Origin of the sequence: Mucilaginibacter sp. dw_454 (assembly GCF_018449775.1) — a bacterium.
Lineage (GTDB): Bacteria > Bacteroidota > Bacteroidia > Sphingobacteriales > Sphingobacteriaceae > Mucilaginibacter.
On sequence record NZ_JAAVVB010000003.1, the window covers coordinates 339,725 to 361,144 of the forward strand.

At 43.3% G+C, this 21,420-nt stretch carries 16 protein-coding genes; 3 read left to right on the plus strand and 13 right to left on the minus strand.

Going from position 1 to position 21,420, the window contains the following annotated elements; genetic code table 11:
• Nucleotides 1-82: 82 nt before the first annotated feature.
• Nucleotides 83-2,977, minus strand: coding sequence for a DEAD/DEAH box helicase (locus tag HB679_RS11935; RefSeq protein ID WP_214072210.1), 2,895 nt, complete (start codon nucleotides 2,975-2,977; stop codon nucleotides 83-85).
• Between the two features lie 219 nt (nucleotides 2,978-3,196).
• Complete coding sequence (dapF, locus tag HB679_RS11940; protein WP_214072211.1) at nucleotides 3,197-3,982, minus strand: diaminopimelate epimerase; 786 nt, start codon at nucleotides 3,980-3,982, stop codon at nucleotides 3,197-3,199.
• Nucleotides 3,983-4,267: 285 nt separating this feature from the next.
• On the opposite strand from dapF, the gene HB679_RS11945 reads away from it, so the two are divergent.
• Both HB679_RS11945 and HB679_RS11950 read left to right on the plus strand, forming a co-directional pair.
• Nucleotides 4,268-5,824: a Do family serine endopeptidase gene (locus HB679_RS11945; RefSeq protein ID WP_214072212.1), complete on the plus strand. Its 1,557-nt coding sequence runs from the start codon at nucleotides 4,268-4,270 to the stop codon at nucleotides 5,822-5,824.
• A gap of 196 nt (nucleotides 5,825-6,020) precedes the next feature.
• On the plus strand, nucleotides 6,021-7,208 hold the full coding sequence (locus HB679_RS11950) for a class I SAM-dependent rRNA methyltransferase (protein ID WP_214072213.1): 1,188 nt from the start codon (nucleotides 6,021-6,023) through the stop codon (nucleotides 7,206-7,208).
• A gap of 179 nt (nucleotides 7,209-7,387) precedes the next feature.
• Here HB679_RS11950 and HB679_RS11955 read toward each other — a convergent pair whose 3' ends face one another.
• On the minus strand, nucleotides 7,388-9,484 hold the full coding sequence (locus HB679_RS11955) for a PQQ-binding-like beta-propeller repeat protein (protein ID WP_214072214.1): 2,097 nt from the start codon (nucleotides 9,482-9,484) through the stop codon (nucleotides 7,388-7,390).
• 149 nt (nucleotides 9,485-9,633) lie between these two features.
• A complete protein-coding gene (locus HB679_RS11960) occupies nucleotides 9,634-10,545 on the minus strand; it encodes a sugar phosphate isomerase/epimerase family protein (RefSeq protein ID WP_214072215.1) in 912 nt (303 codons plus the stop codon).
• A gap of 129 nt (nucleotides 10,546-10,674) precedes the next feature.
• Between HB679_RS11960 and HB679_RS11965 the strand changes: the two genes are divergently transcribed.
• Nucleotides 10,675-11,538 carry an AraC family transcriptional regulator gene (locus HB679_RS11965; RefSeq protein WP_214072216.1) on the plus strand — a complete coding sequence of 288 codons (864 nt, stop codon included), beginning with the start codon at nucleotides 10,675-10,677 and terminating at the stop codon, nucleotides 11,536-11,538.
• Between the two features lie 208 nt (nucleotides 11,539-11,746).
• Here HB679_RS11965 and HB679_RS11970 read toward each other — a convergent pair whose 3' ends face one another.
• The 9 genes from HB679_RS11970 to HB679_RS12010 form a co-directional block, all read right to left on the minus strand.
• Nucleotides 11,747-13,204: a hypothetical protein gene (locus HB679_RS11970; protein ID WP_214072217.1), complete on the minus strand. Its 1,458-nt coding sequence runs from the start codon at nucleotides 13,202-13,204 to the stop codon at nucleotides 11,747-11,749.
• Nucleotides 13,185-13,742 carry a hypothetical protein gene (locus tag HB679_RS11975; protein ID WP_214072218.1) on the minus strand — a complete coding sequence of 186 codons (558 nt, stop codon included), beginning with the start codon at nucleotides 13,740-13,742 and terminating at the stop codon, nucleotides 13,185-13,187. The genes HB679_RS11970 and HB679_RS11975 overlap by 20 nt, the downstream gene beginning before the upstream one ends.
• A complete protein-coding gene (locus tag HB679_RS11980; protein WP_214072219.1) occupies nucleotides 13,739-14,296 on the minus strand; it encodes an RNA polymerase sigma factor in 558 nt (185 codons plus the stop codon). The genes HB679_RS11975 and HB679_RS11980 overlap by 4 nt, the downstream gene beginning before the upstream one ends.
• 645 nt (nucleotides 14,297-14,941) lie before the next feature.
• Nucleotides 14,942-15,478, minus strand: coding sequence for an ATP-binding protein (locus HB679_RS11985; protein WP_214072220.1), 537 nt, complete (start codon nucleotides 15,476-15,478; stop codon nucleotides 14,942-14,944).
• A gap of 13 nt (nucleotides 15,479-15,491) precedes the next feature.
• Entirely contained in the window at nucleotides 15,492-16,100 is a 609-nt protein-coding gene (gene pnuC / locus HB679_RS11990) for a nicotinamide riboside transporter PnuC (protein ID WP_214072221.1), read from the minus strand.
• A 301-nt stretch (nucleotides 16,101-16,401) separates the two neighbouring features.
• Complete coding sequence (locus tag HB679_RS11995; RefSeq protein WP_214072222.1) at nucleotides 16,402-17,949, minus strand: DHA2 family efflux MFS transporter permease subunit; 1,548 nt, start codon at nucleotides 17,947-17,949, stop codon at nucleotides 16,402-16,404.
• Between the two features lie 50 nt (nucleotides 17,950-17,999).
• A complete protein-coding gene (locus HB679_RS12000; protein WP_214072223.1) occupies nucleotides 18,000-19,058 on the minus strand; it encodes an HlyD family secretion protein in 1,059 nt (352 codons plus the stop codon).
• Between the two features lie 22 nt (nucleotides 19,059-19,080).
• Nucleotides 19,081-20,439 carry a TolC family protein gene (locus HB679_RS12005; RefSeq protein WP_214072224.1) on the minus strand — a complete coding sequence of 453 codons (1,359 nt, stop codon included), beginning with the start codon at nucleotides 20,437-20,439 and terminating at the stop codon, nucleotides 19,081-19,083.
• 5 nt (nucleotides 20,440-20,444) lie between these two features.
• On the minus strand, nucleotides 20,445-21,074 hold the full coding sequence (locus HB679_RS12010; protein ID WP_214072225.1) for a TetR/AcrR family transcriptional regulator: 630 nt from the start codon (nucleotides 21,072-21,074) through the stop codon (nucleotides 20,445-20,447).
• Between the last annotated feature and the right edge of the window lie 346 nt (nucleotides 21,075-21,420).

Below are 21,420 nucleotides of genomic sequence, written 5' to 3' on the forward strand. Positions count from 1 at the left end.
TAAAACGTATAAGATCCTTCGCTATGCTCAGGATGACAAACTGTTTTTAAGCTCCTCCCCTTTGGGGAGGCCGGGAGAGGTGTTACCCCAAAATCTCCCTAATATCATCCGCAGAAAGCGACTTGATAAAACTATCCTCAGTAGTAATCAATGCACGCGACATGCTTAATTTGCGCTGCTGCAGGGCCAGGATCTTTTCTTCGACCGTGTCTTTGGTAATGAACTTGTAGATGAACACGTTTTTTGTTTGGCCGATGCGGTGCGTACGGTCGATAGCCTGCTGCTCAACCGCCGGGTTCCACCAGGGGTCGAGGATAAAAACGTAATCGGCTTCGGTAAGGTTAAGGCCCACACCACCGGCTTTGATGGATATCAGGAACACACGGGTGTTCTTATCCTCCTGGAATTGCTTCACCACATCGCCGCGGTTTTGAGTAGCGCCGTCCAGGTATACGTAAGGGATCTTTTGCTCGTCGAAATAATTACGGTAAATGCTTAGCTGCTTCACAAATTGCGAGAAGATGAGCACTTTGTGTCCACCGTCCAATACTGTATTTAACGTGTGCGTAACGTTCTCGAATTTGCCTGAGTCGCCCTCATAATTCTGGTCGATCATGTAGGGGTGGTTGGCAATCTGGCGCAGCTTGGTTAGCCCCTGTAATACCTGGATCTGGCTTTTGGCAAAAGTGCCATCCTCCAGGCTACGCAGTAGCTCATTACGGTATTCTGATTTTACCTCTTCATATACCGAAGCCTGTTCTTCGCTCATCTGGCAATAGAACAAGTTTTCGGTTTTAGGCGGCAGCTCGGTAGCTACCTGCTCTTTGGTGCGGCGCAGTACAAAAGGTTTGATGAGCGCCTGCAGTTTGCGGGCCTTTTCTTCGTCTTTTTTCTTTTCTATGGGCGTTACAAACTCGTTCATAAAATACTGCTGCGAACCTAGCAGCCCCGGATTAATAAACGACATCTGCGTCCACAGATCATTCACCGAGTTTTCTACGGGCGTACCGCTCAAGATCAGTTTAAAGCGCGATTTTAACTGCTTAACAGATTGATAAGATTTTGACGACGGATTTTTGATGTTCTGACTTTCGTCCAAGATCACGTAATCAAAAAAGTAACTTTTAAACAGCTCCACGTCAATACGGGTAATGCCGTAGGTTGTAATAACGACATCATAATTGGCAAATACCTCTGGCGATTTATAGCGGAACGTACCGGTATGCACCATGAGCCGCAGCTTGGGTGCAAACTTTTTGGCCTCATTAAGCCAGTTGTAAATCAGCGAGGTAGGCATGATAACCAGTGAAGTACTTTTGCCACCGTCGGCCTCGGTATCTTCTTTATGTTTTTGCAGCAGGGCCAGGGTTTGTATGGTTTTACCCAAGCCCATATCATCGGCTAAACAGCCGCCAAAATGAAAGTTCTTTAAAAAGTGGAACCAGTTATAGCCAGCCTGCTGATATGGCCTTAAACTGCCCGAAAAGGTCTCAGGTTGCGCTATGTCTTCTAAATGGTCAAAGTCCATCAGCTTTTGCAGCTTGCGGTTCATGGTTACCTCGGCCATCTCACCGCTGGCCAGGTCATTTACTAATCCCAGATGATGGCGGCGCAATTTGATCTGATCGCCCGGCTCGCTGAAATGTAGTAAGTTTCCGTATTGCGAGAACCATTGCTCGGGTATCACCGCCACCTCGCCCGACGGTAGGGTAAATTCCTTTTTATGATTAAGGATATGATTTTTTAGTTGGATGAACGGAATTTTATACGGCCCGAAATAAACAAAGGCGTTGATATCGAACCAGTCGTTGTCCTCCTTAACCTCCAGGTCTATCTTGCTGGTTCCAAACACGTAGCGTTTTTGACCCTCGGGTTGCTCAATCTCAAAACCTTCGTGTTTCAGTTCGTCATGATGCTGGTTAAGCCATTCAAAAATAGAGTGCGCCTGGTTGGTGTCATCATCCTTATGTACCACCTCGAGGTTTTGAAACAGTGACGACACTGTTTTTAAGCCCCAACCCTCTAATAGAGTGAGTTTATTCTTCTCCCAGGTTACCGAGCGTTTTATGCGGTGGAAGGTGTAATTATCACCATCGCGCTCCATGCGGACGGAAATATTCCTGCCATCGCCGTAAGGGAAAATATAGCCGGCGTATTTAAAATATAATTGCAATTGCGAAGTGCCGCCCTCAACGTAGATAGGTTTAAGCATGGGGATGGCCTCATGCTTTTCAGTATCAATGGTAAAACCTTCGGCGTAAACGTTGTGCTTTTCGATTAAAGGTGCCACAAACTTTTCGAAGTATGATTGCTCTGACGATCGTGGTATAGCGATATAGCGTTTATTGAGAAAAGGCACCAGTTTTTTACCTTCGATCTCTTTATCGAAATGATAAAGCGTGTCATCCATCAGCATCCAGGCCGGTTGGTTACAGATGATCTCGGCATTTTTGAACATGAACTCAATGCGCATGCCCTGGTATTTGATGGTAGGGAAGTAGCGAATCTCCTCCTCATTGCGCCTAAAGTGGAACAATACCGACGCTGACTCCCCGGCTATTTTAACCTCGCGCTCGGCAGGGTAGCCCTCTTTGCTCATGACGTAGATCTGCCTGTCGCCTAACAGGTTCAGGGCCTCGGCCATGCGTTTTTCTATCTTAGGACGTATGGTCTCAAAAAATTGATCGGTAAAAATTTTGGCAAAAAACTCCGACGGGCGAATAGGCTTTTTATGAAACTTTTTGATGACGTTGCCCTGCTCCATCTCCTCTAAAATTTTAATGAGCTTGATATCGATATCATCGACACAGGCAGAAAACTCGGTAGCAGTGTTAGAGAAAAGGCGCTGGTGGGTTAATGAAAATTCGCCATTAGGGTTTAGTTGGACCACGTGAGGCTCAATAACATAGCCCAGGTATTCATGCTTGGCAATGGCATAAATAATCTGGCAGGGTTTTGAACTATCGACGCGTAACATGAGCTTCTGAAAAAAAATTAAGAGAAGCTACATCAACAAAAAATTCAAACCTAAACAGAATTTGCTTTAAACCGAAATGAAAGGTGTTAAATAATTATTAACAATGAGGTGTGTGGATAACCTATTGTCATTGCGAGGAGAAACGACGAAGCAATCGCGAACTTTGCAACGTGCGATTGCCACGCTACGCTCGCAATGACAGCTTGGAGTTAATTAACCTTAAACTTCCACTTCTCCCGCAAAAACCAACATCGCAGGCCCTTCCAAAAAGATATTGGTAAACGAGATCCCATTATAATCAAAACGGATATTCAGATTGCCGCCTAATACTTTAATGGGGGTTTGTATGCTGCCGGTTTGGTTATGATGTTTGGCCATGGCTAAGGCTACAGCTGTTACGCCGGTACCGCAGGCGTAAGTTTCGTCCTCTACACCGCGCTCGAAGGTGCGTACAAAGTAGCCGCTGTCTGCAGGTTCTACAAAGTTTACGTTAATGCCGTTGGCTTTATAAGTATCATTATTGCGGATGGCATAACCATCGGCATACACATTTTTATGGTCCAGACCATCGGCAAAAGCTACATAATGCGGCGAACCGGTATTTAGTACGTAGGCCTCTTCGTCTTGAGTAATGGTATCTACATCAATCATTTGCAGGCTCACCCAATCGCCGTGTTCTGAAATTTTGGCATGATGCGGACCGTCTACTGCCAAAAAATCTGTATCTGTGCTGATGATGCCCAGGTGTTTGGCAAAAGCCACAATACAGCGACCACCGTTGCCGCACATACTGCTTGGCTGGCCGTCGGCATTGTAATAAACCATCTCAAAATCGTAGCCTTCTTTGTATTGAAGAAACATGATACCATCGCCGCCGATACCGAAACGGCGGTCGCACAGCTTAGAAATCATAGCCGGATTATGGTGATTTACAACGCTTTGGCGGTTATCAACCAAAATAAAATCATTGCCTGCGCCCTGGTATTTATAGAAATGTATCTTCACAATTGTGTATATTAAAGGCCCCACCCAAACCCTCCCCGGTAGGAAGGGCTTCAAATATAAAATTAAATATAATCTACTCCCAAAGTCTCCTCTACCGGTGGAGATTTAGAGGGGGCTTATATAAGTCAAAAGCCCGGCCAAAACAACATTGCCCTGTCGCGGGTTTAACTTTAACATTTTTTAACATATAAACGTATAACTAACTGTTGTTTATACCGTCTATATGGTATTAAATTTGAGTAGCGAATTTAGCAATTATCAAACAGAAACAATAAGACAGATAAGATGAAAAGAATTGGTTTAACATTATTAACTGCTTTTGTAGGCGGCGCTATGGCGTTAGGTACCTACAAAGTGATTGAGAATAAGTATGCTGATAACATGAGCTTTGATGATAAGCAACAAGTATACTTTACAAGCAATAAAATGGCGCCTGCTATTACATCATCGGCAGGCGAGGTTGATTTTACACAGGCTGCAGCCGCAGTAACCCCGGCGGTAGTTTATATCCGCACTACTTATAGCAACACGGCGCAAAACTCGCAGCAAGACCAACTGCAGCGTATGTTTGGCGATATGTTTGGTCAGCGTGGTGCGCCACAGCGCAGTGAGCCGCAAATGGCATCAGGCTCGGGCGTAATTATTTCGCCTGACGGTTATATCGTAACCAATAACCACGTAGTGGCTAAAGCAGATAAGATTGAGATCACCACCAACGATCACCGCCGCTTTACCGCCAAAGTAATTGGCACAGACCCAAATACCGACCTGGCCCTGATTAAAATTGATGGCGAGAACTTGCCTATAGTAAAACTAGGTAACTCTGACGATGCTAAAGTAGGCGAGTGGGTGTTAGCTGTAGGTAATCCTTTTAACCTGACATCAACTGTTACTGCGGGTATTGTGAGCGCAAAAGGCCGTGGTATAGGCATTATTGGTTCTGAAGATCAGGACGATGATAACAGCAACCCGTTTGGCCCAACTCGTAATTCAAACAAGCCAAAGGTTAAAAGTGGTATAGAATCGTTTATTCAAACAGATGCTGCCATTAACCCGGGTAACAGCGGTGGTGCGTTGGTAAATACTAAAGGCGAGTTGATTGGTATTAACTCTGCTATCGCATCGCACACCGGCTCATACGAAGGTTATGGTTTTGCCATCCCTATAAACCTTGCTAAAAAGGTATTGAATGATATTAAACAATACGGCGCTGTTAAACGTGGGATGATTGGTGTTACTTTTGCCGATTTAAGTGAAGCTGATAAAAGTGCCGGTTTAAATACCGATAAAACTAACGGTTTATACATTACCGGTGTATTACCGGGCAGTGCAGGTGAAGCAGCAGGCTTGAAAGAAGGCGACATTATTACCAAAGTTGAAGGTAACACTGTTTATGAGTCGTCTGACTTGCAAGAGCACGTTGCCCGTTTACAACCAGGCGATAAAATTAACCTGACTGTAGCACGTGGTGGGTCAGAGAAAACTGTTGCGGTAACGCTTAAAGCGGAAACTGCCGCAAGCCCACGTACTGCTGTGGTTTCAAGATCAGCAACCGAATTATATAACAAACTGGGCGGTAGCTTTATGCCACTGAATGCAGCTCAGAAAGCAAAATTCCGCGTTAGTGGTGGCGTAATTGTTACCCAGGTGCGCGAAGGCGGTATCATAGATGAGGCAGAATTGCCAACAGGTACCGTGATTACCAATATCAACAAAATGCCGATTAACAGCACAAACGATATTGATAAGGCAGTAACTAACCTGAACAATGGTTTGTTGACCATTAGAGGATACTATCCTGATGGTACTAAGTTTAACAACACATTTTCGGTAGATCAATAAGCTAACGGAAATTAAAGAATAGAAAAACCCGGTGATGAGCCGGGTTTTTTGTTTTTCCCAATTTGTCATTGCGAGCGTAGCGTGGCAATCGCAAGGAGAAAAGCTTGAACGCGTGCGATTGCCACGTCGTTTCACTCCTCGCAATGACAAGATGGTGAAGGGTTATTAAACCACCGTAATTACTACCTTTGCGCCCATGATTGACGTTATACTAAAAAAAGGCAAAGAAAAAGCAATACATCACCGCCATCCCTGGGTTTTTTCTGGGGCGATAGAAAAGGTTAAAGGCAAACCTGCCAATGGCGATATTGTGCGATTGGTGAATGCCGGTGGCGAGTTTCTAGCTTATGGTTTTTATAACGATCAATCGCGCGTGGCATTGCGACTGCTGGAATGGGACGAAAATGTGCCGGTAGATGAAGCCTGGTTTCGTACCAAAGTTGGCGAAGCTGTCGCCGGCCGTAACGATATTTTAAGCAATGGCGACACCAATACCTGCCGGTTGATCTTCAGCGAATCTGATTACCTGCCGGGCTTAATCGTCGATAAATATGCCGATCATTTGGCGGTGCAGGTGCTAACCTCAGGTATCCAAAACATGATGCCGGTGATCATTGATGAACTGCGTAAACTGCTTAACCCAAAAAGTATTTTTGATAAGAGCGATGCCTCGTCGCGGCAGCACGAGGGTTTGGACACGGATAACGTGGTATTATTTGGCGATAACCCGCCTGATTCTGTAGCAGTAAAAGAAAACGGCGTTATCTATAACATCAACATCGCCGAGGGCCAAAAATCAGGCTTTTACTGCGACCAGCGCGATAACCGCCGTATTGTGGCTGCACATACCAAAGGTAAAAAAGTATTGGATTGCTTTAGCTATACCGGTGGCTTTACGCTGAATGCACTGGCTGGCGGCGCGGCTTCAGTGACGAGCGTTGACAGCTCGGCATTGGCAATAGAAACCCTGAAAGAAAACATCAGCCTAAATAAGCTTGACGCTACCAGGCATAGCGCCATTCAATCAGACGTAAACAAACAGCTGCGCGTTTTTAAAGAAGCCGGCGAGACATTTGATATCATCATACTTGACCCGCCCAAATACGCCCCGTCGCGCTCTGCTTTAGAAAGAGCCTCGCGCGCTTATAAAGATTTGAACCGTATTGCCATGCTCCTGCTCAACAAAGGCGGCTTGCTGGCCACTTTCTCCTGCTCAGGCGCTATGGACATGGAAACCTTTAAACAAGTACTGGCCTGGGCCGCGTTGGACGCCGGTAAGCAGGTGCAGTTCATCGGCCAGTTTTGCCAGCCTGAAGATCATCCTGTGAGGTCATCGTTCCCGGAAGGGGAGTATTTAAAGGGTTTGTTTTGCAGAGTGTTTTAGGTTGGTCATACAAAGCGAAAGGTGCCGCTCTGATGCTCGAAAAGTAGGCGCTAACGTTAACCTTATTCAGGTCAATACAACTAAACATTATTTGGCTGCTATTTGATTGAAATAGGAAACCGCTGCTTTTCGGGAACAATTTGATAAACATGGCTTTGCTATTACCCTTAGCAGAACTGTTATTTATAGGGTAAGGTAAATGCCACATAGGCATCACTTGATTTACCGCCCCATTTAGATCCTCCGCAAGCTATTACAATATATTGTTTGCCATCCACTTCATAAACAGCAGGCGTGGCTACTCCGGGAGCAGGAAGCTCCGTCTCCCATAGCGTTTTCCCGGTTTTTTTATTGATCGCTCTAAACTTCCCATCTGCCGATGCGCCAATGAAGATCAAACCGCCAGCTGTTACTACAGGACCGCCATAATTTTCGCGGCCGGTGGTGGGTATACCTTTTTTCTTCAGTGATTCAAACTCGCCGAATGGCACCTGCCAACGGTATTTACCGGTATTAAGGTCAATTGCACTAATGGTGCCCCAGGGTGGGCTTATCGCGGGATAGCCTTCTTTTGTAAGGAATTTATTATAGCCGGTGAAGCTGTATGACGGTTTAGAATTGTTATTGTTTTTTATTGCCGTTCCGGTATAAGGTTTTGCCTGCTCTGTTTCCAGGGTAAGGACAAATGAACCAATGGCAGTTTTCTCTGCCTTGCTGAGCTGGGCGAAGCCGGGCATCATTCTCCGTCCGGTAGACAATAATTCACTAAACTGGTTAAAGTCATATTTCTTTTCAACGCCAATCAAAGATGGGTAATCTCCTGAACCGAGGCGTTCGGGGCCATGACAGCCCATGCAATTTTTCTGGTATAGCGTAACACCAGCTTCCAGGTTAGACATCGATTTTTTATTGTCTGATTTTTCTTTAACCAGATTTAATACCCAGGCCATTTCATTTGCGTTTACATACAGCGTATTTGTTTCCGGGTCTATCGCAGGCCCTCCCCATTCGCCGCCGCCATCGTAACCGGGTAATATGATGGTTCCTTTTTCTGTTGGTGGTGTAAATATCCCTTGTGAGCGGTAAGTTTTAAAGCGGCTTTTGATTTCCTGATAAGAAGAATCATCAACGATATGATTCAAATCCTTCTCTGTCATGATCTGTCTTACAAATGGTTTCGGCAATACAGGAAATGGTTGGGTGGGGCTCAGCTTTTCGCCCAAAGCTGCATCGTTAACAGGCACCGGCCTTTCCTTAATCGGAAAAAGTGGTTTACCTGTTACCCTGTCAAAAACAAATACCATACCGGATTTAGTGGTTTGTACAACGGCGTCGATCTTCTTTCCGTTCTTCCTGATGGTCACCAGTACAGGTGCGCTGCTGATATCCATATCCCATACGTCATGGTGAACCGTCTGAAAATGCCATTTCAATTTTCCGGTAGCTGCATCCAATGCTAAAATGCAATTTCCAAACAAACCTTTTCCCCAGCGGTCACCGCCGTAAAAATCATTCGTTGGGCTGCCTACGCCTGCAAACAGCAGCCCTCTTTTGTTGTCAAGACTAAATCCTGACCAGGCATTGGTAGAGCCCATTCGTTTATATGCTGTTTTGTCATCCCAGGTATTGTATCCAGCTTCACCCGGGTAAGGTATCGTATGAAATATCCACTTTTGCTTTCCGGTTCTTACGTCGAAACCGCGGATATGGCCCGGAGTTGATTCGCTTACCAGTCCGCTTGTAATAAAAAGGTCTTTATAGATGATCACTGGTGAGGTAGGTGAAATAGAAACACCTTTTTCGTCCCGGCCGAGACCTTTCCTCAGATCCACGCCACCGTTTACGCCGAAGCCTGGAATGAGTTTACCTGTTTCTGCGTTAACAGCAAAGGCAATCGGGCCAACGGTATAGATTATACGTTTATCATCGCCATCTGCCCAGTAGACAACCCCACGGTTCATATTAACACTGTGTCTCGCCCAGGTCTTATTATCACTGCTGTCGGCAGGGTCAAAATGCCACTTTTCTTTACCTGTCGCAGCATTAACTGCGAATAGTTTCAGATGCGGCGAAACCCCAAACAAGGTATTGTTTACAATGATGGGGTTACATTCCATAGGGCCGTATTTAGTTCGGTCTTCATTTTCGGAATGGTACACCCAAGCTACCTTAAGCTGATTAACGTTGGAAGTATCGACCTGTTTTAGAGCGGAATATTTGATATTATCGCCGCTGCCACCATAAATTTTCCAGTCGGAATATTTCCGATGTATCATATAGGCAGCTGAAGTCAGGATAGCGACTGAAAAAGTCACCGCGAGCCATAATTTAGTCTTTTTGATTACCATTTGAAATAATGCCTTTTTTACAATATCACTATTGTTTTTGGTTTTGCGCTTATCCAGTACTGTTAAGCGTCAACTGTTTAGTTTAGGAGGTTTAACTGTTTGTGGTAATAAGTTATTTCATTAATAACAGATGCCAGGTTACTGGGTTTTTCTTCCGCGTCCCGTTCTATCATTAAATAACCCTTAAAATTCTGGCGTTTTAATTTCTTGAAAACTGCCGGAAAATTAACCACACCCTGACCCATTGGGATATCTTTCAACTCGGGGTGGTTAAATTTAGCAATGTCTTTAAGGTGGATTGCTATGATGTGCCCCTGCAACTTTTTCAAACCTTCCACGGGGTCAATACCGCTTTTTGGCCAGTGACCCAAATCCGGGCAAGCTCCAAAATTGGGATGATTTTTTATGGCAGCCAAGACAGAATCGGGACTCCAGTAAGCGCTCATACCTTTCCAATGATTATGAATGGCAAGCTTTAGGTGATATATGCCGGCAAGACTATCAATCATGTCCCACATATTTACCGGGGGTTCGGCAGTAACGTATTCAACGTTTAGCTGCTTGGCCAACTTAAATTGCTTTTCCCATTCTTGTTTATTATTCCCCCCGGTCAGGTAGATTGATGTCATTTTAATCTTTTTATCACTGAGGCTCTTTTTGATCTTATTTATCCCAGCCGGTGAAAGCTGCATAATCATGGAGTCTCTGAATTCCTTGCCGGCGCTGGCGAATGAAAATCCTTCTACATATTTAACACCTGCGCTGTCGGCAAGCGCCAATTGCTTTGGAAAGGAAAAACTATGAAAGGCATATAAGGCGATACCTAACTTCCATTGTTCATCTTTTTTTATAATGCTTTTTTTGCATTTTACTGAATTTATATTTGTATTAGTTTTCTGATTAGATTTTGGGCGGATTTTCAGGCCGGTATGATCTGTAGAAGTTATGAAAAACAAGCTGGAGATAATCAAGGCAGATAAATTGTTCATTTTAAGGGATTCTATAAGCAAAGTGATTTATCAAAAGTAAAAAGGCAGAACTACTTTAAGAAATACACCATTTGCAGTTTCTAATACAATATTTACATTTACTGATAGTTATATGAATATTTGATTTAAGTGAAAAAGATACTACGGCAACTGGCCAAACCCGAAAATTCAAGTTTTATAGTTAAGGAAGAGATTGCCGCGCAGTTTGCAGCGCCCTTTCATTTTCATGAGGGATATGAATTTACCTATATAGTTAATGGTCACGGAAAGTTTTATGGGGGTGATGGTCTGATGAATTTTACTGAGGGTGATTTATACCTTTTTGGCATAGGCTTCCCTCATTATTTTGTAAATGACAAATCATTCATTAAATCGGGCGATCTTGGCCATTCCATTGTTATTCAGTTCGGCGAAGACTTTTTCGCAGATAACTTCTCCTTGAAACCAGAGTTTTTGGAAGTTAAAACCTTCCTGAAAAAGGCCAATCATGGCATTAAGGTGGCCAACCCCAGTTCCCATTTGAAAAAGTTGTTACTGGAAGCGCCTAAAACGCCGGGCTTGAAAGGATTGATTAATCTATTAGAAATCCTGAACATTCTTGCTTCATCAAAAAAAGAACAAATTTCTATGATTAGCGCTGACTCTTTTGATTACTATTTATCCAATCAAAAAAAGGAGAACAAATTAGATGAAGTGTACAAATACGTTTTAGGTAATTTCAAGGATGAGATTACCAGTCAAAAAGCAGCCGCGCTGGCCTTTATGAATGAATCTGCTTTCTGCCGGTATTTTAAACGACGAACCAATAAAACACTTTCTCAATTTATAAATCATGTCCGCGTTACGCACGCGATCCATTTACTGACAGAAGGCGATCTGAGTATTTCTAAAGTTTGTTTTGAATGCGGCTTCGGAAACCTGTCTTATTTTAATCGCCAGTTTAAAGCGGTTACAGGTAAAACCCCATATAATTACCGTAAAGAGTATGCTTAATATTTATGGTTTTATAATAAAAACGGCCCAGCTTGTTTGTGAAAACTCCAGTCCGGAGATGGTGTTATTAATGTCTGTCGCTTATGATTGTTATTTTAACGATTCAACAAAAGTAAAGCGGCTTTTCTCCCTGCGATTGCATAACAATAAAAACACAAAAGGCCATTGCATTTGCAATGGCCTTTTGTGTTGATAGGCGGATTGGCAATCAATCAAATTTTACATTGCTGTAGTTTGATTTGATGGTGATCACTTTGTCGGCGCTGCCTTTACCTACGTGACCTTTATAGTTTTTGGTTGAGGTGTAGCCTCTTTCGTTGTCGGGCGTTTTGCTGGTGACGTTGGTCGAGTTGTCGTATAAAAAGTCGCCATAATGTGTGGTGACATCAAAGTCTGCATTGGTATCGCCCACGGTCATTAATTTTACCGGCGCATAGGTTGAGTTTACATCTAAGGTTTTTAAACCTTTACCCAGGTTGTTGATCACCAGACCATCGCCATATTTGATAGTGATAGTGCCCGATGAAGTAAGCTTACCAATTTTTACCGGACTATAGCTTGCTGTAGCGTTCAGGTTATCAGCCTGGTCTAAAGCCAAACTACCGTAAGATACGTTTACCTGGCTGCCAGTAACGCTGCCGATGTTGGCATCGCCATATTTAACAACAATTACATTGTCTGTATTAGTTAATGCTTTAGCCACCAGGCCGCCATAGCTGGTCTTAATATTTAGTTTACCATCCAGGTCGGGCAGGTTTACTGCGCCATAGCGGTTGTTTACCGTAAGTGCAGCTTTTGCAGGCATGTAAATAGTATAGTTGATAATTACTTTGCGCACTTTGGTTATTTTGCCGTTTTGCGTCATGGTGCCCCACCAACTGTTTTGACCTTGATTGATATCTGTTTTAAAGGCTACCAGGTTGTTGTCTTTACTGCTGTTGATGGTAGTTTGATCCAGTAATTTCTGCGCATCGCCATCCTCGTTAGCGTAAGCTTTGATATCAACGTCAACCTTAACCTCTTTCTTAGCCCAGGTATTGACAGTGATCTTACCGTAGTTGTTGTCGACCTGAATAGCATCGTTGCCGTCTAAAGAATAACTTTTGCTAAAGGTTTTGCTTTTCTCTTTAACGTCGCCACTTTGAATTTGCTTTTGAAAATTAGCATCGGCTTCGGCATTGTTAAAATGAAAGTAGTTACCACTAAAGCTACGGTTAAAGTTCCTGCTCATCAGTGAGTCAAAGCGCATGCCGTTGGCTTTGCGCATTACCAGCATTTTTTGCTGAAACAGTTCAGAATTTTTCTTGCGCTCATCGGCGTTTAATTCTGACATTTGTCTGTTCAGGTCGTGCATTTGCTCCTGTAGTTTCTGCATTTTTTTGCGATAGACGCTGTCTTTAGGATTAATCATATAAACTTCAGATCCACCATAGTTATATAATGGTGCCACGGCATAGGTTTGCGAACCCGAAAGCCCTGCAATTTGATCATAAGTACCAGGCGTGTAAACATACACGCTTTGTGCCGGTGCTACAGCCGGTGTTGCCGGGGTAGCCTGTACAGGCGGCGTTGCTGGTACCGGTGCAACGGTTTGTGCATTTGCAGCGCTAAAAGTCACCAGACTTATCAGGGCTGTTAACGCTATATTATATACTCTTGATTTCATTTTTTTGTTGATTTTTAAATTCATTAAACTGTTCAATAACATTTAGTTGTTGGTTCAGTACCTCTGTTTGTACCTGCAAATTCCGGATCATTGCACGTAAAACAGCCTCCTGATTGGGGCTTGTTAATAAGTCTTTATTTAATTTATGGTAGGTAGAATCCATTTTGGTAATCTCGGCAGTAAACTCGCTGTATAAAGCCGGATCTGTTTTGGCCAAACTTTTTAGCTCATTACGCTTACTGGCAATCAGTGATGTGTATTGTACTTGCTGGCGGGCATATTCAGGATTGATTGCCGCCAGACTAACGGTGGCCGGTTGTTTATGTGTGTAATAAAAGAAACAGGCCCCCATTACCATAATTACTGTAGCGGCAACCCGCAAAACAAAACCTAAAGAGAAGGTTTTAGCTTCCTTTTTTTTCTCGATGAACTCCTCGGGTAATTCGGCTTCTATGCGGCCCCAAAGGTTTGCCCTGGGTTCCAGATCGCTAAATTCTTCGCGGTTGTTTTTAATAAAATCTTCTAATTGCTTGCTCATTGTGTTATTCCCTTTCTGCTTAAAATCTCGCTCAACTTTCTTTTTGCTCTTAAAAATTGTGTTCGTGATGTATTCTCTGTAATATTTAATATCTGCCCAATCTCTTCATGATCATACCCCTCAATTAAATAAAGCGATATCACTTGTTTATATCCCTCAGGCAACTCATTCATTGCCTCTTTTATTTGTGCTACTTTATATTGCGTTTCCTCGTCATCAAATGCTTCTTCGTCGGCCAGATTGTCAACATCGTCGCCCAGTTCAACCAACTCTACTTTGCGTTTGCGCAGCAGGTTTATAGAACGGCTTACCACAATTTGCTTGAGCCATAAACCAAATGTGGTTTCCTGCCTGAAATCGTGGATGCGTTTAAAAGCATCTAAGAAAGACTCCTGTAAAACATCTTCGGCTTCGGCAATATTGCCCACTATCCTAAAGGCGACGTTTAACATCGCTTTAGCGTAGTGTTTATACAACTCATAGCAGGCTTTTTTACTGCCCTGTTTGCATTCCACCACTAAATTGTAGTGTTTGTCGATAAATAAGGTCTCCAAGTTTCTTACAGCTTTCGAGTTATAGGACAACGTTATTTTTGGGATGTTGCACGCAATTGAATTTTTTATGAAATAAATATGAATTTAAGGGATTTGGGTGGGAATAGGGGAGCCGTGTTGATATTCTTAACGCCTAGTAGTGTAGCAATCTCAAAGTCGCTTTGTTAGCTTGTCGCTTGGTGACGCTCAATTGCCGCTAAGGCTGTGTCTTTTGTCTTGATACAAAAGGCACCAAAAAATCAAGCCAGCAAAAACCTTCCCCCCACAGGCCAGACTCCCAGGCCCGGTTTGCTGACAGGCCATTGCGCTTTTTTTGAATCTACAAAATGTGCAGATTCTGCAATAGAAGCAAAACGTCAGACGCAGAGCTTCAGGCGAAAGCGGGTAAAACAATGGTGGCCTTGTGCGGCTGCAGGGCTGTTGGGAATGTGCCTGAAGCGTCGGCCAAGTGCGACAACAGGCGGCACAGGCCCCTGCCCAGGTTTTACCCGATTTGCAGCGCAAAGGCCTTGAGCGCAAAGAAGCCTTGTGTATGACTTGATTTTTGGTTCTTTTCATCAAGGAAAAGAACAAAGCCAACCCGCGGCGATTGAGCGGGCCGATCTATACAGTATGGATAAACTTAGTGGCATGCAATAAGATTGCTTATACAACGTCACGTTCTTTCAAAAACTCATCTATCACCTTAACAGCACGCTCATACCGCTCCTCACCAGCGCCATTAATAACTACATAATTAGCGTCCAACGCCTTCAACTCATCATGCCATACCTGCATAAAATGCTCGCGCATATTTGGGAAATCGCGTAGGGGATCATCCTGCCAGGGCAGGTCAATGTTTAATAGTAAATAGAGGTCGTATTTGTGATTTGGTAGTTCGTCCAATACCACTTGCGGCGTTTTACCAAATATCTCATCGCTCCATATTTTTACAGTGATGAAGGTAGTGTCGCAAATCAGGATTTGGTTGGCTTGCGGCAGGATTTCTTTTTCCAACGCAACCTGTCCGTAAAACATATTGATCTCGTCTTGCCAGGTAGGGGGTTCGGTCAGCTTCTCGCAATAGCCACGGGCATACTCGGGCACCCATACCGTATTATAATGCTTAGCCAGGAAGGCAGACATGGTTGATTTGCCGGTAGACTCAGGCCCTACAATAGCAATTTTTACCGGGTTATTCATGGTGTTAATATTTTCAAGAGGTCCTGCTTTTTAGATCAAGCTTTTTATACCAATCCATATAGCCCATTAGCGCTATGGGGATATAAATGGCATACATGAAGGCGGTGGCATCTAAACCCTTTACAATATATATGCCCACATAAATAGTATCTACAAAAACCCAGATCAGCCAGTTCTCTACCACTTTGCGTGCCAGCAACACTTGCGCCACTAGGCTACAGGCTGCACAAAAACTGTCTATATAGGGGAAAGAAGCTGTAGTATATCTTAATACCGAGCCTAAAAATAATGTAAACACTACCGTAGCAATCAATGAAATCCAGACCTCTTTTTTTGTTATGAGTTTTACCGGGGTTCTGTCTGCCGATGCCGGGGCCTTGCTCCAAAAATACCAACCGTAAATGTTCACCACCAGGAAATACACTTGCAGGCCCATGTCGGCAAAAAGATTTTTCTCGTAAAAAATAAAAATGTAGATAGTTACGCTGATGATAGCAAACGGCCAGTTCCAAATGATGTTTTTGGCGGCCAGGTACACGCAAAGTAAACCGGTTATTACGCCAACTATCTCCCAAAGAGATTGTTGCTGCCACCAAATTTGCAGATCGTGTATAAATGTCATTTGTCAAATATAAAAAAATAGCCGGTTTTGCCGTGGCCAGTGCTCCTGCTGAAAAGTGGCCTTAATGTGCTTAGAAACGATAAATGAATAAAAATTCATTTAATTTTCATTTAAGGCAAATAAAAATAGGTTTTGTTATATAAAAACCCCTAAATTTATGCCTAAGATTTAAACAGGTATCGCCGGGAACACTTTTGTTGTGCGGTTAGCGGGAAGTGCGGAATAAGATGCCACAATTTAATTGTTAATTTTTTTTGTGAAAAAAGAAAGCCGTTCCTTCATAGGGGAACGGCTTTTGTTTTTAGTGCACGTCGGTAGGAACCTTGACGTTCTTCTTGAAAGGTTGCAGGTAGAGCAACGGTATCGAGAAGAGCATTACCAGCCCTGATATATAATAGGCATCGTCATAGGTTAATAGTAACGATTGACGGGTTACTGCACCCTCAATGGCAGCGTAGGCCATATGCATGGCGTCTATAGTCGATTTGCCTTTGGCCAGAAATGCCTGCTCCATCATATGCAGCCTGTCGTTAAAGGCATTATTATAAGGGTTGATATTGCTCAACAGGTTACTGCGGTGAAAAGCAGTACGAATGTGAATAATGGTAGTTAACACCGCAATACCGAACGAACCACCCAGCTGACGCATCATATTGTTCAGACCGGTACCCTGACCCAGTTCCGGGCCTTTCAGGTCGGCAATGGCAAGGGTAGTTAACGGTACGAATAATAAAGCCATACCCACACCTCTGATCAGTAAAGGTATCAATACATCTTTCTGCCCGGTGCCCAGCGTCGAGTTACTCAACATCGTGGTAAACACAAAGAACAAGAACATACCGCCGGTTGCCATAAATTGAGCCGGGATACCTTTGTTAAGCGCCTTGCCTATAAAAGGCATCATCACAATAGTACATACACCGCCGGGAAACAAGAGTTCGCCTGTTTGCTGCGCGGAAAAGCCGAGCAGGTTCTGACAAAATACCGGAAACACAAACACCGACCCATATAAACCAAAGCCCAGTACGAACGACGTAAACATACCCACTGCAAAACTTCGGTGTCGCAAAATGCTGAAATTTACAATAGGGTAGTCTATACTCAACTCTCGCCAAATAAATAATATTACTCCTAAAACAGCGGTAACGCTAAGCACCAGGATATAAGTTTTAGCAAACCAGTCTTCATCTTCTCCTTTTTCTAATATGGTTTGTAAGCTTCCTACGGCTATGGCAAGCAACAGAATGCCCCACCAGTCGATAGGTTTACCTTTGGCCTCCTTGGGGGTTTCATTAATAAAGGTGAAAGCACAAAACGCAGCCAGCGCGCCTACCGGGATGTTTACATAAAAAATCCAGCGCCAGGTAGCGTGGTCTGTAATATAGCCACCAATGGTTGGGCCTACAGTAGGGCCTACAACCGCACCTAAACCAAATAGTGCCGTAGCGGTACCAATTTGCTCTCGCGGCCAGGTTTCAACCAAAATAGCCTGCGAGGTTGAAATTAAACCACCACCTGCCAAACCTTGCAAGATCCGGAACATTACCAGTTCGTTCAAACTTGTGGCGTTACCGCACAAAAACGATGCTATGGTAAATACAATGATAGATGTTATAAAATATTGTTTACGCCCAAACCGGCTGCCTAACCAGCCTGACATGGGCAATATAATTACGTTTGCCACTGCATACCCGGTAACTACCCAGGCAACATCCGTAAGGGTTGCGCCAAGGTTTCCTTGTATTACGGGCAGGGATACGTTTACAATCGTGGTATCAATAAGCTCCAGCAATGAAGCCACGATAACCGTGATGGTAATGATCCATTTTTTAAAGCCAGTTTCAGCCATTTTTTGTTAGTATTATTTAATTAGTCAGGAGCCTGAACCCCCGGCTAAATTTAGTTTTCAGTATTTACAGATACGTTAACACTCATACCCGGACGCAGTTTATCTAAAACGTCTTTTGAAGCGTTGATCTTAATTTTGATGGGGATACGTTGTACTACTTTTACAAAGTTACCTGTAGCATTGTCCGGAGGTAATAATGAGAATTTAGCGCCGGTTGCAGGGGCAAAGTTGTATACCGTACCTTCAACTTTCATATCAGGATAACCATCAACCTCAATGTCAACTTTTAAACCGTTTTTGATTTTCTCTAATTGGGTTTCTTTAAAGTTAGCAGTGATGAACAAGCTGTTATCATTAACAATAGAGAATAAAGTTTGTCCGGCTTGTACCAATTGACCCAATTGCACATTCTTTTTAGATGCCACGCCACTTGCAGGGGCTTTAACATCTGTATAGCTTAATTGCAGTTTAGCATAGTCAACATCAACCTGGCGTTGGCTAACACCTGTATGGGTAACTTTTAACTGGTCGCGGGTGGTACCAATTTGTTGTACCGCTGCTTTGTATTGATCTTTAGCTGCAGCCAAATTAGCGTTTGCTACGTCAAGGTCAGATTTAGCCTGATCAAATTGTTGTTGGGTAATAGAACCATCTTTTACCAGGTTGGCAAAACGGGCATAATCTTTAGCAACTTTGTCTAAACGTGCCTGTGCCGATACTACACCTGCTTTAGCCACTGCAGAGTTTGATGCAGTAGTAAAGATCTGCGACTCGCCTACGCCTACGCCGGCACTTGCGCCAACTTGAGCAGATTGAGCTTGTTCTAATTTTACCTGGTAATCGCGAGGGTCAATTTTAACTAATATCTGGTCTTTGTTAACATGCATGTTTTCTTCAAAGTAAATGCTGTCAACGTATCCGCCAACGCGTGCTACTACCGGGCTTATATCGCCGTCAACCTGAGCGTCATCAGTATCAACGTGCTTGCCGTAGTATATATATTCTTTTACACCAAAGATTGCACCACCTATAAGTATAAGGCCTAATATAATAGGAAGTACTCTGTTGGGTTTCTTTGCTGGTGTTTCGTGTGTGTCTTGCTTTGCCATTTTATTGAGTGTTGTTGTTATATTATTTGTTAAGTTTTCCGGTTGATTTCATTAGGGTATAGTAGGCCAGTCCTGCATCAGCTTTAGCTAATTCAAGATTGATCTGTGCCTGGTAGAGTAGGGTCTCGGCATCAGCTTTATCTGTTGCCGACGCGATATTGCTTTTGTATTTTGAAGCCAGTATGTTGTTGTTTTCGCCGGCTTGCTCTATTGATGTTTGTAAAAGTTTGATCTTATCCAAAGCAGTCTCATAAGCGTGATAGTTTTGGTTCACTTCGTTTTTGATATTATCTGAAGTAATGCCTTTGTTTATCTCCACCTCGTCGCGCTGAATGTGCGCTTGCGACAGTTTGTTTTTGTTGGTCCACAATGAGCTAAAATTCCATGAAGCGGTTAAGCCAATGGTCACCGGCGTAATAAAGCTACCTATTTTAGGTATCGGGCTGCCGGCCACGTCAACATAATAACCACCTGCCGATGCTGCCAATGTTGGCGTTGTATTGGCGTTGATAGACTTGATGTTGGTTTCGGCATACTTGCCGCGTAATTCAAGTTGTTGAAACTCCTGGCGATTACTGAAAGCGCTGTCGATATAATTATTCAACGGACCCAGTTCTCTGGTTGGTTCGATGATCTGATCGATATTCAATTGTGTAGTTTCAGGTAAACCCAAAAGGATGTTCAGATCATAGTTAATTACTTTGCGATTTTGTTCCAGGTCGATGCCGGTTAACTGAACGTTAGCGCGCTGTAACTGGAAACGCAGCACATCATTCTTGGTAACCAAACCCTGGTCAAAAAAACGTTGCGATTGGTGGATTTGCGCATCAATAGTCTCCAAATTTTGCGCTACCACCTTTTTGCTTTGCAATACCTTATACAGATTGTAATAAGCGCTGATGATATCGTACTTGATCTGGTCGCGGTCCTTATCGGCATCCAGACGAGATATGCTGGTTAACAATTGATTAGATTGTTGCGCATATTTTAGTTTACCACCTGCAAAAATGGTTTCGTTTAACGATACGATACCTAAGTAGGCATTGTCGTTTTTTGGCAGGCCGATGCTTTCTGAACCAAAAGCCAGTTTATTGTAAGGAATCTCCGCACGATCGTAAGCAAAACTTACAGAACCGGTAGGCAAAACATTGTCTTTAGTCTGGTTGTACTGGGCAACTGCTTCGTCGATTTTTGATTGCGAAAGTTTCAAAACCTTGCTATTGGCCAGGCCAAGTTTAACGGCTTCGTCTAATGTGATGGTTCTGTCCTGAGCGTGCGCTCTGTTAGACACCAGCGACATCAGCAGCAGGGATAGCGCTATCGCTAATATCGGCAGCTTGCAGAGATGTAGTTTGTGGGATGTATTAAATTGTATATTCATAGTTCTTAGTTGAATAGGTATGCTTTTAATAAATTTTTCATGAAGCTTTTAATCTGCGGCTTCAATCTTGTTTCAATCATTTTGTCGTCGGTAATGTCGTACCCTAACAAAGGTTCTGCCATCATTGGCGTATTGAGTATGTAGTTTTTAGTTCCGTACAAAGTGGCTATAACCATGGCTACGTCAATGTCTTTTTTAAACTCGCCGTTAGCAATGCCTTCGTTTAATATTTTGTCGAGTTCCGTAACGTTCTTCAACAACATATCTCTCAGTTTATGAGAAAGATCATTCCCTCTATTCATACCCATTTCCTGGTACAAAAGTTTTTGGAAACAGTTGTTAGCTACCACTTTATCGCCATACAATTCAATGTACTGCTCCATTTTTGACCAGGCACTGATACTGCCATCATTACCCAGGTTTTGCAAAATGTCTTGAAAAGATGCGATCTTACGTTGAAACACCGCCAGGAACAAACCATCTTTCGAGCCGAAATAATAGTTGAGCATGGCCATGTTAACACCGGCTTCACCAGATATCAATCGGGTTGAGGCGCCGTCAAAACCTTTTTCTGAGAACACGCGCTCGGCGACGTCCAGAATGTGGTCTTTTTTATCAATTTTATCTTTGTCCATAATCTTTTAACACCACAAAGTTAATCAAACGATTGATTAAAGTAAAATTATTTTTATGTTAACTTTGTAAGTTATTGATAATCAACTATAAAAAATTAATCAATCGATTAACTAATTAGGTGAATTTGGTGTTAAGCCCTTGTTTTATTGACGATTGAAATAATAGGAATTGGACAAAAGGGGTGGGGAAATGTTACAATATAGTCCTCAGTTTGAGGGCGACTATCCTACCGACCCGTCATTGTGAGCGAGGTACGAGCGTGACAATCTCTTTACGACAAGGCGAACAAGCGATCCGGAGATCGTCACGCTCGTACCTCGCTCACGATGACGAAGTGGTATAATG

Coding starts and splice junctions, on each gene's coding strand:
- HB679_RS11975 (WP_214072218.1), bottom strand. CDS start 13,742: ATGAGCAAGCAATTAGAAGATTTTATTAAAAACAACCGCGAAGAATTT.
- HB679_RS11985 (WP_214072220.1), bottom strand. CDS start 15,478: ATGAATAACCCGGTAAAAATTGCTATTGTAGGGCCTGAGTCTACCGGC.
- HB679_RS11970 (WP_214072217.1), bottom strand. CDS start 13,204: ATGAAATCAAGAGTATATAATATAGCGTTAACAGCCCTGATAAGTCTG.
- HB679_RS12010 (WP_214072225.1), bottom strand. CDS start 21,074: ATGGACAAAGATAAAATTGATAAAAAAGACCACATTCTGGACGTCGCC.
- HB679_RS11945 (WP_214072212.1), top strand. CDS start 4,268: ATGAAAAGAATTGGTTTAACATTATTAACTGCTTTTGTAGGCGGCGCT.
- HB679_RS11935 (WP_214072210.1), bottom strand. CDS start 2,977: ATGTTACGCGTCGATAGTTCAAAACCCTGCCAGATTATTTATGCCATT.
- HB679_RS11960 (WP_214072215.1), bottom strand. CDS start 10,545: ATGAACAATTTATCTGCCTTGATTATCTCCAGCTTGTTTTTCATAACT.
- HB679_RS11995 (WP_214072222.1), bottom strand. CDS start 17,949: ATGGCTGAAACTGGCTTTAAAAAATGGATCATTACCATCACGGTTATC.
- HB679_RS11950 (WP_214072213.1), top strand. CDS start 6,021: ATGATTGACGTTATACTAAAAAAAGGCAAAGAAAAAGCAATACATCAC.
- HB679_RS11955 (WP_214072214.1), bottom strand. CDS start 9,484: ATGATACATCGGAAATATTCCGACTGGAAAATTTATGGTGGCAGCGGC.
- HB679_RS12005 (WP_214072224.1), bottom strand. CDS start 20,439: ATGAATATACAATTTAATACATCCCACAAACTACATCTCTGCAAGCTG.
- HB679_RS12000 (WP_214072223.1), bottom strand. CDS start 19,058: ATGGCAAAGCAAGACACACACGAAACACCAGCAAAGAAACCCAACAGA.
- pnuC (WP_214072221.1), bottom strand. CDS start 16,100: ATGACATTTATACACGATCTGCAAATTTGGTGGCAGCAACAATCTCTT.